This is a genomic window from Bradyrhizobium sp. CCGUVB4N (assembly GCF_024199945.1).
Taxonomy (GTDB): Bacteria; Pseudomonadota; Alphaproteobacteria; order Rhizobiales; family Xanthobacteraceae; genus Bradyrhizobium.
In genome coordinates this window covers 1,450,242-1,462,682 of sequence record NZ_JANADP010000001.1, presented here as the reverse complement: position 1 = coordinate 1,462,682, position 12,441 = coordinate 1,450,242, and the positions used below count along the sequence as shown (strand labels likewise).

Below are 12,441 nucleotides of genomic sequence, written 5' to 3'. Positions count from 1 at the left end.
GGCGTCGCCGCTCTCGCCTCGGCTCCGCAATTGGCCTGTCGCACCGCTCCTTCTTTCCACGCTGTTCGCAAGCTCGACAAAAACTGTTTGATCGGTTGTGCCGCAGTCAGATGGCTTGCTGTGGCGGCGGTTAGACTGGCCAACTTCTCCTGCACGGCTCGGATATCGCACAGCAAAGCGACGGATCCAGACGGGCATACATTTCCTTGACGAGGGCACGGACGGCATCAGGTGTTCTTGCTTCGGCAAGGCCGCTGATGCGGGGGCGCGCGGGCGCTATCGTGGGCTCCTTGCCCAGCCGCGCCCGATCATCGAGGGCCGCCAGCCCCCCGTGGGCAGCGCCCGCTCGACGCAGCGTTCGACGGTCCGGTGATGGACCCCAAGTCTGCGCCCCACGGCACAGACCGACCGAATGTCCCGATAGGCCAGCAGCATCTGCGCCCGCGCGACCCGGCTCGATGGCTCGGTTCTCGACCGCGAAAAGAGTTGCAAGCGCTTCAATCTCATCGTCGGCCATCGCCAATCCGACCGCTTGCCGCCATCTTGCCTGTCAATCGCCTCCCAAATTTGACCCCTCTGACGCAGTTTTGGTGCAGATCCGATTATTCTGCGCGATTGATCTCGCTTGAAGCAGATCGATTTTGCCGCGACCGTACATTTGACGTTCGACCAGCTCGAGGCGCGTGATCTGACGTTCAGTCTGCCCGTTGGACCAGGGCGAAGCGATTGCTGCCCCAACCGCCGCTTCATCCCTGGTGACGCCGCCGGCAAAGGACGCAACGAGAATAGCGCGAGCTCGCTCGATCCATGGGGTAAGGCCCGCCTCAGCCTTGCGCCGGATCATCAAGTGGAATTCGGCGATAAGCTCGCGTGCGTCAACCAGGATTGGTACGCTAGCTCGCCGCGACCGTACGGTCTCTGCTTTCGTGAGCAAATCCCGCCCGGTTGTCATGAGGCGCGCGATTGTTCTGGCCGACGGAATCCACTGAAGATTTTGCGCGTCGGCCCTTTCAGCCCGTCGTCTGCGGGTCGCCCACTCGCTGATGACGCGGAGCAAGCCTCGGAAGCCGCGCGCCGTTAAACGGCGCCAAAGTTCAGCCCCGTTTCGACAGCCGGACGCCCACTGATCGTCGAGCCACGGCAAATGCAAGTCCAACGAACTTTGCCGGGTCCGGAAGACATCGTTACGTTCACCGCGGATCACCCGCCGTACCAGCTCTCTGCTATGGCCAGTCTGGCGCACGATCTGCTTGATAGTAGGCCGTGCTTCGACAGAGCCAGGATGGCTGCATTGGTCTCCTCGCGCCGCAAATAGCCCTCATACAGGTTGCAGATGATGCTGGCGTATCGGTGATTGCGCCGCCAGGCCCAATCGTCAATGCCGATGACCCTGAGCGGGTCAGCTGGGGGAACGGCTGCGGCGTCGCACCACGCGCAGGAGCGTGTCTTTGCTGACCGGCAGCATTAGCCGTTTTGCGAAACCGCTGCCAGTCGGCACAGGCGCCAGACCTCGATGATGGACGATAGAGTCCAACCTCGCCGTCCTTCGCGCCGACGGCGCCAGAACCTCGTCGGCGAAACGCTCAGTGAAGATTTGGCGCCCGCACAAGACTGCGTCGCAGCGGAAGCGGCGGGCGATCACCAAGAGCTCTACGACCCGCCCTGCGAGCGGCAGATCGGTCACGCGTCGCCGATACCGGTTATGAACACGTCGAGAAACTATACCGCACGATGGACATAGACCAACGCTTCCGGACGCCCGGACCCGCAATAACGGCCTTATCACCTTCGTAGTGCGCACCCTCTGCAACACACCCACGCCGCACCAGACTGGAGCGGTGGAGTGCTTGCTGCATGGCGCTGATTCTCCCCCAACCAAAGCGCCAGACATCTCTCAAACTGCATCAAAAGTGAGTCAGAGCCAAATTTGAACGCCGATTAACAGTTGCCCCCGTTGCGCCGCGCCACCTCGGAAATGCTCGTCTCCGGTTCGGCGCTCTCAACGACGATCCGCGCCATCCCCGCATCGCTCCAACTGCGCCATCGCCTCTCCCCCGTGATCACTTCGATCCGCGATAGGAGTCGCGCACTATGCCTGTCTTGATGTCTATCTTGTTGCATGGAATGAGTGTCTCTCGCATTGTCCAATCCAAGCGCGAGTCTCTCTCATCCCGTCCCCCTAAACCAGGTGGAGTCGTCGTACCGCTATCCAATCAATCGCATCCCAAGAAAACAATCAGGAGAATCGAGTAAAGAGAGCAATCTGCGCTGCTCTGCCCGCTGGACCTTCGCCATGACACCCGCCTCATCACCATCGCCACTGCCATCACCGAGTGTTGCGGCACGTTGAAGACCAGCCCTCGCTCTTCAAGCGAGGTTTCACCGCGTGCAGCGAGCTCGTCAAACGCGCTCGCACAAACATGTTTTGCCGGCCTTCCGTTTTCGGTCTTTCGCCGCCCCCACGGAGGGAGCTATCACTTTTGGCAGGAGACTGTGGGGGCTCAGGTCAAATACCATAAAAATAAACGGCAACACCGAAGGAAACACCGAAGGATAAGATGAAGAGATGTACCAAGTACCAGTTGATGAATTGCGCACGACGTCCCGTGCAGCTATCGGAATATCCCTCGAGGAAGCCGCTGACATATTAGACCAAGCGCAACATCGTCCTTTGTTACCTACGGAGCTTACTGAGTTCATTGGCGCGATCAACACGCCCGATTTTGAGAAGATTAAGGCGGCGGTTCTTGACTGTTCTGCCAGTATCAGGGCGCGGAAGTATGGTCGCTCTGTTACCACACTGTCTCCCGTGGAGGTCACCAATCGATGTGCATCCAACTGCGATTTTTGCGGCTGGCGCGCCGACAATACGCAAATGGGCCGTCTAACTATTGATGAGGAAATCGTTGATATTCAAGCTCGATATCTGCTTGAGAAGGGCATAGAGGATATCGAACTAGTGGGCGGCGACGACATTCGATTTGTCCGTGATGCTCTTCCAGTTCTCCTGCGGAGGCTGAGATCGCTTGTCCCTCCAACTAGTTCCCGTCAGCTTTTGTTTTGCACAATGGCACTTACGGAAGCGCAATATCAGACGCTAGCTGCCTGCGGCGCTGACGGCATGATAATGTGGCAAGAGACATACGACGAGGCTGTGTATAATCAACATATTTCGCGCGGGCCAAAGGCGTACGGAATCGACGATGATTTCCGTATTGTGAAGAATGGTAATGGTTTCTTATTCAGGCTGCAGAGTCAGGATCGAGCAGGCAGAGCTGGTCTAAATCTTTCAGTAGGAGCAATGCTCGGTCTAAATAGAGACGTTGCGTTTGACGTGTTGGCGACCGTGCACCACGCAAGGTATCTTTGCACGACGTATGCCCCGTGAGGCCGTTGATTATCGGCATGCCCACTTGGAATAAAATAACAACGCCTGAGACAGATAATCGTCCCGAGCAACTCTTAGACATAGAGGAATGTTTCTCATTCTTCGCTGCACTTTATCTCCTGGCCTTATCGGATCTAAACGTCTGGGTATTCCCCACCTGTCGTGTTTCGATGGCGTCTCATATCGAGGCGGTAAAAGTCGCAGGCGCTTATACGTCCACAGAAGTAAGAACAGGACCGGGAGGATACTTGGTTAACGCATTGCGGAATGTAGAGCCCAAAATACGCCAAACTATAATCGACAATATGCACGGTGAATTCGGCAACGAAAAGATCAGTGCAAATGCTCTACTGAAGCGCCTCGATAGTTTTGAGCAGTTCCAGCACTATTACTATCCTCACGAGGAGTTTACGCGTGCGCTAGCCGTTGCGGGGATCAGTCTTACAAGCCGTGATGGTGCGGTCGAGCTACCCGCTGTTTAATGGGTTGCGACCAACTGTGGAGCCTCAAGGGGGACGTTCTCGGTCTGGCACGTGGCGTTGCCTCAACGCGGGTCGGCGGGCTCCTGAGTTTTCTCCATCAACGGATCGTGGCGCAGCGTCTCATGGTCGTTGAGGTCCTCGTAGCCGAGAGCGATGGCGAATATCCGTTGCCCCACCAGCGTCGCCACCGAATGTTCGACGTGGGCATGGGATCGCCGATCGACCAAGCATGATGTGTAGGGTCTGGTCACATCATTTCGGCGCAGCGAACGCCTGATCAAAGCGATAGTCTGGGATTCTGATCCGCTCTTTTGTAGGGTCGATGCGGGATTCCACCCGGCCTGTGAACGGGGTGACGTCCGACAGGTCGCAGGCGCGATCGATAGGCGTGCCACCGCCGAGTGCGGTATGCGGGCGGCGCCGATTCCAATGATGTTGCCATTCGGCAATCCGATCCTCGATGTCGGCGGCCTTCGGATCGACCGTTGACCAAAAGAGCTATGGCCGAAACTGGGTGATGACGGGTTGAGAGAGGCGGCGTATCGAGGCGGGTGTCCAGCCTGCCAGAAACCTCTCAAGGAGAGCGATACGCCATGACCGAGACTACCAACATTTTTGCTTTTCGTCAGCCCTTCACGGTTGACGATCCACTGACCGATATCCTGCGCGCTGGGGCGCGCGAGCTGCTTGCCAGGGCGGTCGAGATCGAGGTCGATACGTTTCTGGCCAGCACGTCCGAGCTGACACTGCCCGACGGCCGGGCTCGGCTGGTGCGGCACGGCTATGGACCGGCGCGACAAATTCAGACCGGCATCGGCCCCGTGGAGGTCGCCCGGCCGAAGGTTCGGGACCGCAGCGGCTGCGGGGCCAATCGGATCCCTTCAGCTCGGCGATCCTGCCGCTGTGGGCGCGGCGGACCAAGAGCCTGGATGCCCTGCTGCCGGTGCTCTACCTGCGCGGCATCTCGACCGGCGACTTCCAGGACGCGCTGTCGGCGCTGCTTGGCAAAGACGCGCCGAACCTGTCACCGTCGGTGATTGCACGCCTGACGGCCGACTGGCAGGCCGAGTACGAGCGTTGGCAGCGACGTGACCTGTCGGCGCGGCGCTACGTCTATCTGTGGGCCGATGGGGTTTATTTGCAGGCCCGGATGGAGGATCACAGCGAATGTATCCTGGTGCTGGTCGGCGCGACGCCGGAGGGCCGCAAGGAATTGGTCGGCTTCCAGGTGGGCGCCCGCGAGAGCGCCCAGAGCTGGCGTGAGCTCTTGATCGATGTGAAGCAGCGCGGCCTGCGGATCGCTCCTGAAGTGGCGATCGGTGACGGCGCTCTGGGGTTCTGGAAGGCTCTCGACGAGGTCTTCCCTGGCACGCGACACCAGCGGTGCTGGTGCCACAAAGTCAGCAACGTGCTCGACAAGGTCGCCAAATCCGTGCAGGGCGCAATGAAGAACGACCTGCGGAACGTCTATCTGGCGCCGAGCCGGGCGAAAGCCGAAACCGCGATCGACACCTTCGTCGAGAAATACCGTGCCAAATACGGGCCTGCGGTCGAGTGCTTGATCAAGGATCGTGAGGCGCTGCTCGCGTTCTTCGACTTCCCTGCCGAGCATTGGGCTCATCTGCGCACCTCGAATCCGATCGAGAGCGTGTTCGCCACGGTGCGGCACCGGACGGTGCGAACGAAAGGATCGCTCTCGCCGAAAACCGCGAAGCTGATGGTGTTCAAGTTGATCGACGCCGCATCGAAGACATGGCGCCGACTGAAAGGAACAAATCAGTTGCCGAAGGTCATCGCCGGTGTAAAGTTTAACGACGGCATCGAGGTCACTCCGACCACTGAAAGCCACGCCGCCTGATCAGGCCGCGTCACCCAGAATCAGCCTTAGCTCTGACCAAAACTCTTCGAGGTCTGCCCCTTGAGTCCGTTCGACTTTGCCATTCAGATACGGTGAGCGCGGCTTTATGGAACGGAACTTTATCGCCCAGTCCATCAGCGTTTGCTGCACAGCCTCGGCAAAGAACTCGCAGCGCGATCGGTCTAGATGCGCTGAATCGGAAACGGCGTCTCCTCAATGAGGCGCTCCAGGAAGTCCAGCGTGTTGTCCGCTGTGCTTCGGCGATAAACGCCCAGCACCTTGTAGCGGGATCAATCGTCAATTGCCGTATACTGGTAAACGCCCGGCGCGATCTTGCAGACGTCCACCTGCATCCGGTCGCCAGGAACCGGCCGCGTGTAGCGCTTTGTGGTCTTCTTGCGGCGCGGGCGCTTCAGTACCTGCTCACCGTGGCGACACAACACACGATGCAGCGTGTCGAATGAGAGCGCAACGTCGTGGCAGCGGATCAGTTCGTTGCGCAACTGCTTGATTTCGAGCTTGCGTTCGCGCCACAGCGACAGGATCAACGACTCCTCGGGCTCGAAGACTTTCTCCTTCGCCTGGCGCGGCGGCCGGCGGTTGCGCTCGACCAGCCCAACCTCGCCGGCTTCCTGGAACCGGCGCAACCATTTGCGCAAGGTCAGCGCGAAATGCCGCAGCGTCGACAGACGAGACCGGCATCGCCCGTTGCCTCGTAAAGCCTGATCCAACCAAGGCGCATCTTCACGCGAAACATCGGGGGCCTGTGGATTTGATGGACAGCGCTACCGCGCTATCTAGAATCCCGCAGTCAAAAACAAAAGCAAGAAAGTGAAACGGTGTCACCGAGCCCCACTGTTGCGCAGCATGCGGATCTCGGCGGCCAGTAAAGAGGCCACTCCAAGATAAAGCGGACTGGAGCATGCGAAACTTCTCTTCGCCGGATTCCGCTCAATGGGCTGTTCGCAACATTGGCGTTAGTCGCGGCGAATCACCATGCTGTATCTCACCAATGACCTTGAAGCCGTGGCGCTGGTAAAAGGGAATGTTTTCCGGATTTGAGCTTTCGAGATAGGCGGCAGTGCCCTCCGAATCACATCGCCTGAGAGCGTGTTTCATCAGCAATGTGCCAAGCCCCTGCCCGACCCAGTTCGGATCGGTAGCAATGAGAGGCAGATACCAATGTGGCTCGGGTGGATGATGTTCGGTCATTCCAAGCCGAAGCTGTGCCATATCTTCGCTGATCTCCGGACGTAGGGAGTGAGCCATAATTGCGTCGAGTGCCACCTCATTTTGCTGCACGCCGGGCGGCAGCCAGAGCGCCGCGGCGTGCCCCCCTCCCGTCACGTATGCCGTGCCATGTTCGAATGCTCGTCCGCCGCAGGCCTCAACGAACTGAGGCATGCTCGTAAGATATTGGTCTGGAGCAGGCCAGCTCCATCGAGCCAACGGGTCCGCGGCAAAGCCGAGCACCAATGTCCAGACGGTGGTCGCCTGCATTTTTGCGTGCGCAGATTTGATGTCCGTCTCCGCTGTCATGATGTCTGTTCCAAGTCTCAATCTGGGCGTCTGAGTTGCAAAGCTAGAACCGACGACAAGTCCTTTTGAACGTGCGCAGAAGAGCGCACCAATGGAGGTTTCGTCGACTTCATCCAGTTTCCGTTTCAAGCTCTTTTTTCTCAGACGGTCGCGTTAACGATCCTCAGGGACCAAGCTCGTCAGCGGGTTAACCTTCTGTATCTTCTTGGCGAGCTTAGGTGCTTCCTGGGTCTAGGAGCGTCATCGCCCCCTTCCTAAAGTAGGCTGGCTTGTCCGCGTCGAGCGTCGGCAGCCTGCAACCGCCGCGCGTAGCGAGCGACACAGGGACTTTTTCTAGTTTGCGATGAGAGGAACTCGCGGGTCTACGCTCGGTAGGACAGCTGCGCCTGAATCGTGTTCCCGATTTTGTCGCCGGGCAGTTAGCAAGCCTCGCACGTTGAGGCCATAGATCGGCAATGGCCTGATGTGATAACATCCGGACTCCAGTGAGCTGTTCTAGCTGGGGTCTCTCGTTCAAAACGTGTGCCAACTGCGGGCCTCGGTGAGGCTATCCTTTGAATGTTCGAGCACAGACATTTTGAATGTTCGAGCACAGATATTTTCGGCATAAGTGGTGCTTGGTCAAGAATTAGCTATCCTGATCCTTTATCGGCGTCGTGCTGGCTATGGCGGAGCCTCCAGGGGCGGCATAACCGCTGCTGGATGACATTTTGGTGGCAGGTCAGTATTTCGAACGGACTAAGCCTGACGCGATCGTCGCCCTCCTAAAGGCGAGCAAACCGGCACGGATCATGGCTGCCATAGGCGACAAGGTCGCAAACCGATGGCACCTCCGGTGTGCGCAGCGCTAGGTTATTTATCCGCAAACTGGATGTGCCCACATCCATATAACCGATTTTACCAATCCCACGAAATGAGGGTAGAGAACGTCAGTTTGTTGAAATTTAATTCGAGCATAGCCGGATGGATATCGATCGTCGCTCAAGCTCTAAGAACAACGCTCGCTTCGAGACCTCCGTCTCTAGCGCGCCCAATGAGCGCGCTGACACCGGCAGATGCTGCAGTCTCTATCTGACGTTTGACGACGGCACTAGTCTGCTTTTTACACCGGGTGGTTGTTTTAGATGTGCCGGCCAAACATCTGGTGTGGCCGACTTTTTGTGTCATCAGCCCCTATACCGCAAACCATCCATGGCTACTCGACAAATGATCTAGAAAGTTATGCGATCGCCAAATCACACCATGAGACATCCGAACGCATCCAGATGCGAGCCCGCTACTGCGAAACGCAGGGACCACCATGAGCCTGCTAACGTTATCGTCGTTGATGCGATCTCGAGTTGTTGCAAGCAATTTATCTAAGGAAGATGCAATGACCCGCCCTACATCGCCGCCCGAGCCATTTGTAATCCTGGCATTGCCGAGGACTGGCACCCACTATCTTGAAGAGTTGCTGAATGAGCATCCGAACGTGTTGAGCAACGGTGAGCTGCTCAATACATCTGATACGAATTGGCACGATAAGGATCGTTTGTTGCGGAGCGAGCGCGAGCTTCTCGAGCTTGCGTATCTGCGCTATCCGACGCGAAGCGATAAGCCTGAGCTGACGCATGTTGGGTGCAAGATCAACGAACCGCAGTTTCACGATCGTCCCGGTGTTTTTGCCGAGCTGGTTCGTTGGCCACGCCTGAAGGTCATCCTCGTGCTTCGGAGAAACACTATGGAATCGCTTCGATCGCTGGTGCAAGCAAGGCAGAGCGGCCAATGGCTGAGATTCAGTTCTGACGGCGAGGCCGCACCGCCACCGCGCATTACATTGTCAATCGCCGACTGCGAGGCCTATTTCAAGGCCGCCGACGATTTCCATGCCCGTGTTGCTCAGTCCTTCGCATCGACCAGTATGCTCGTGATCGAGTATGAAAGGCTACACCATCAACCAAGCGCCTGCCTGGCAACGGTTTGGGCATTCCTGGGGGTCCCAGCGCTTCAGTTGTCTGGTAGCGCCATGCTTCAGCGCCAAGAAACGCGACCACTAGACCAAACCGTGCAGAACTTTCATGAGCTGCGGCGGCACTTCGCCGACGGACCTTACGAACGGTTCTTTGAGGTTGGTGAAGCCTGATTCGCGGTCAGTAGCGGCGAGCGTCGGCGTAATTTAATTTACTGCCTCTTTTGAAGAACGGGTGGGTGCATTGACGTCTATGGCCTCCTTGCGACCGACATTGTGGCATCGCTTTGTTCGGCCGAAGAGACCATCGCTTTGTCCCGACCTGCCTTCTGCCAGTGCAAGGCGGCGATTGGCGGTCAAGCATGGCCGCAGGCCACCGCACAGCGGCGCGAAGCGTGCTTGAGTGCATATTTCGCTGATCGTGAGCGGCGATTTCAGGGGATCGTGAGCAGCTCGCTCCGGCCGAGGCGGTGATAGGGTCAGCGTTCTGGTTGCTCGTCAAGGGTGATGGTTTTGGCGTTGCGTTTTCGCATGCTTTCGCCGGCAAGCTGGAGGCGGTGAGCGTTGTGGACGAGGCGATCCAGAATCGCGTCGGCGAGCGTGGGATCGCCGAACACGGCAGAGTGCCCCTATTCTTGAACGGGTCGTGTCTCACGTCACGATCACCGACCCGCATCATTTTCTGTTCGGACAACGGCTTGAGGTGCTGAAGGAGCGGTCGGGACGTGGTCCCGCCTACGTTATTGTTGTGCTGCCGGACGGACGACGGCGAGGAGTTCGGATCGCGTCGACGGACCTTGCTGAGACGTCTTCACGCCCGAACGCGGCCGATCTGCCGCGCATCAGTGTGCGTACGCTGATCCCATTGATGCAATATTTGAGCGCGAGTCTGGGCCTTCTCGACGAGAAGGTGATTCGCGATGACCCGCCGACCGCTTCCAGGTCGCGCTGCGTATCGACCGCTGCCAACATTGGCAAATCCACCCGGCCGTCCGACGGCCGACATTCCGCGCCTCTGGCCGAATCTGTCGACCGCGACGCAAACCCAGATTGCTCAAGCGATCGCCGTGCTGATGCGGCGAATGCAAGCGATCCCCGGCACACCCGGAAGGGAACTGGGTCGTGCTGATCAGCTCGAACATCGCTGACGAGCGGCTCACGACCGCACACCGAGCCAAGTTGGCCTATGTCTACGTGCGGCAGTCATCCGTGAACCAGGTGCGCCAGCATCAGAAGAGCACCGAGCTGCAGTACCACCTTGTCGATCGCGCCATCGGTCTGGGCTGGCCGCCGGAGCGCGTCCAGGTCATTGACGAGGATCTGGGCAAATCCGGTGCTGGCGGTGTGGATCGTCATGGTTTCCAGAAGCTCATCGCCGAGATCAGCCTTGGCAACGCCGGCCTTGTGGTGAGTCTCGACGCTTCTCGCTTGGCTCGTAATAATCGGGACTGGCATCAGCTTCTCGAACTGTGCTCGGTATTCGGCGTGCTCATTGCGGATGGTGAGCGGCTTTACGATCCGCGCGCCTACCACGACCGCCTGTTGTTGGGCTTGTCCGGCATCATGAGCGAGGCGGAGCTGCATCAGCTTCGGATGCGCCTTCACCAAGGGGAGCGCCAGAAGGCGGCGCGGGGCGAACTGCGGCTGCCTCTGCCAGCCGGGCTCGCCTACGATCGAGCGGGCAAGATTATTCTCAATCCCGATGAGGAGGTGCAGGCCCGTCTTTATCTCGTGTTTGCCAAATTTCGAGAACTGCAAAGCGCTCGCCGTGTGATGCGTTACTTGGACAGGAATGGATTGTCGTTACCGGCTCGACCGCTGCTTGGACCATCTCCACATGAGATCGTTTGGCGTTTGCCAGATAGTGCACGCGTCCTTAGCATCCTTCAAAATCCGGCCTATGCTGGGGCGTATGTTTATGGCCGCCGGCAAAAAGATCCGAGCCGATGCCGGCCGGGATCGCTGACGGGAACGGTCAAGGTGGCGATCGCAGATTGGGCGGTTTGCCTCCATGCCGCTCACCCAGGCTATATCAGCTGGGAGGAGTTCATGGCCAACCAGGGGCGACTGGCAGATAACGTCTGCCGCTATGAGGCAGGACATTCTGGCGTACCGCGCAAGGGGGCAGCCCTGTTACAAGGGATTGCGATCTGCGGTCGTTGTGGACGGCGCATGAGCATGCGCTACACGGGCCCGAATGCCGATTATCCGGTCTATTGCTGCCGCTCGGATCGGGACCAGCAAGGCAGTGCAATGTGCCAGGAAGTCCGGGCCTTGGCGGTTGACGCGCTGGTTGAGCGGGTGGTCCTCGATGCGCTGGTGCCGGATCAGATTGAGATCGCACTCGCCGCCGCGGGCCAACTGGAGCAGGAGAACCATCAGCTCGAGCGCCAGTGGGCGCTTCGCGTCGAGCGCGCCCGCTACGAGGCCGAGCGCGCTCGGCGTCAGTATGACGCCGTCGAGCCCGAGAACCGTCTTGTCGCACGCTCCCTTGAGCGGGTTTGGGAAGAGAAGTTGCGTCTCGTCGAGACGGTCGAGCAGGAGCATGCGCGTTGGCGCGCGCAAGAGCCGCTTCTGATTGGCCCAGCGGAATGCGCAGGGCTACAAGCGCTCGGCGAGAACTTGCCACGGATTTGGAACGCGGCCACCACGTCGGCAGCCGATCGCAAGCGCATTCTGCGATTTGTCATCCGCGAAGTCGTTCTTGATCAGAAGCAGACCCGAGGTCAGGTTTGGCTCAAGATCGTCTGGCAGACCGGTGCAACCAGCGAGCATCACGTGCAACGGCGCGTTCAGACCTACCGCGATTACATCGACCTTGATCGATTGCGGCGACGGATCGTCGAGTTGAATGCTGAACACAAAATGGATGGCGAGATCGCGGCAACACTCAATCAGGAAGGCTTCGTCGCGGCCCGAGGCTGCGCCTTCAAAGGCGAGAATGTCTGGCTGTTGCGTACCCGCTGGGGCATTCCCACCATCAAAATCAACGGCGTGGATAAGAATCCGATGCGGTGGCCCGACGGCAGCTTCTCGATTCAGGGCGCCGCGGCTGAGCTTGGAGTGACCCCGCAGACGGTGTTCGATTATCTCGCGCGGGGATTGCTGGCAGGTCGTCAGCTAACCAAAGGCCAGCCATGGCAGATCGAGCTCTCGGACGACCAAATCGGTCAGCTTCGCAAGCGGGTACGACGCACCAAGCGTTCGAAGAAGGAGGCATCATGAA

General features: G+C 58.7%; 7 protein-coding genes and 5 pseudogenes. 6 read left to right on the top strand and 6 right to left on the bottom strand.

The window, feature by feature from the left end:
• Positions 1-550 precede the first annotated feature (550 nt).
• Positions 551-1,771, bottom strand: a pseudogene (locus NLM31_RS06720) (transposase family protein); the annotation flags it as partial.
• Positions 1,772-2,566: 795 nt separating this feature from the next.
• Between NLM31_RS06720 and NLM31_RS06710 the strand changes: the two are divergent.
• Both NLM31_RS06710 and NLM31_RS06705 read left to right on the top strand, forming a co-directional pair.
• Positions 2,567-3,388 carry a hypothetical protein gene (locus NLM31_RS06710; RefSeq protein WP_254191824.1) on the top strand — a complete coding sequence of 274 codons (822 nt, stop codon included), beginning with the start codon at positions 2,567-2,569 and terminating at the stop codon, positions 3,386-3,388.
• Positions 3,389-3,405: 17 nt separating this feature from the next.
• The gene (locus NLM31_RS06705; RefSeq protein WP_254191823.1) at positions 3,406-3,870 is read left to right on the top strand and encodes a hypothetical protein; all 465 of its coding nucleotides are present in this window, start codon (positions 3,406-3,408) and stop codon (positions 3,868-3,870) included.
• Between the two features lie 62 nt (positions 3,871-3,932).
• Here NLM31_RS06705 and NLM31_RS06700 read toward each other — a convergent pair whose 3' ends face one another.
• Positions 3,933-4,121 carry a transposase gene (locus NLM31_RS06700; protein WP_375143531.1) on the bottom strand — a complete coding sequence of 63 codons (189 nt, stop codon included), beginning with the start codon at positions 4,119-4,121 and terminating at the stop codon, positions 3,933-3,935.
• 1 nt (position 4,122) lies between these two features.
• Positions 4,123-4,365 (bottom strand): annotated as a pseudogene (locus NLM31_RS06695) (integrase core domain-containing protein); the annotation flags it as partial.
• A gap of 98 nt (positions 4,366-4,463) precedes the next feature.
• On the opposite strand from NLM31_RS06695, the pseudogene NLM31_RS06690 reads away from it, so the two are divergent.
• Positions 4,464-5,728: pseudogene (locus NLM31_RS06690) on the top strand (IS256 family transposase).
• A gap of 33 nt (positions 5,729-5,761) precedes the next feature.
• On the opposite strand, the pseudogene NLM31_RS06685 reads toward NLM31_RS06690, so the two are convergent.
• A pseudogene (locus NLM31_RS06685) lies at positions 5,762-6,485 on the bottom strand (DDE-type integrase/transposase/recombinase); the annotation flags it as partial.
• 194 nt (positions 6,486-6,679) lie between these two features.
• Positions 6,680-7,396, bottom strand: a complete 717-nt coding sequence (locus tag NLM31_RS06680) for a GNAT family N-acetyltransferase (RefSeq protein WP_309143673.1) — start codon at positions 7,394-7,396, stop codon at positions 6,680-6,682.
• Positions 7,397-8,639: 1,243 nt separating this feature from the next.
• On the opposite strand from NLM31_RS06680, the gene NLM31_RS06675 reads away from it, so the two are divergent.
• Positions 8,640-9,389, top strand: coding sequence for a sulfotransferase (locus tag NLM31_RS06675; RefSeq protein WP_254128546.1), 750 nt, complete (start codon positions 8,640-8,642; stop codon positions 9,387-9,389).
• A gap of 305 nt (positions 9,390-9,694) precedes the next feature.
• Here NLM31_RS06675 and NLM31_RS06670 read toward each other — a convergent pair.
• A pseudogene (locus NLM31_RS06670) lies at positions 9,695-9,832 on the bottom strand (ATP-binding protein); the annotation flags it as partial.
• Between the two features lie 29 nt (positions 9,833-9,861).
• Between NLM31_RS06670 and NLM31_RS06665 the strand changes: the two are divergent.
• Positions 9,862-10,344 carry a Y4bD/Y4pK family protein gene (locus NLM31_RS06665; RefSeq protein WP_254128545.1) on the top strand — a complete coding sequence of 161 codons (483 nt, stop codon included), beginning with the start codon at positions 9,862-9,864 and terminating at the stop codon, positions 10,342-10,344.
• Positions 10,338-12,440: a recombinase family protein gene (locus tag NLM31_RS43140; protein WP_309143672.1), complete on the top strand. Its 2,103-nt coding sequence runs from the start codon at positions 10,338-10,340 to the stop codon at positions 12,438-12,440. Before NLM31_RS06665 ends, NLM31_RS43140 begins: the two co-directional genes overlap by 7 nt.
• Position 12,441: the final 1 nt, after the last annotated feature.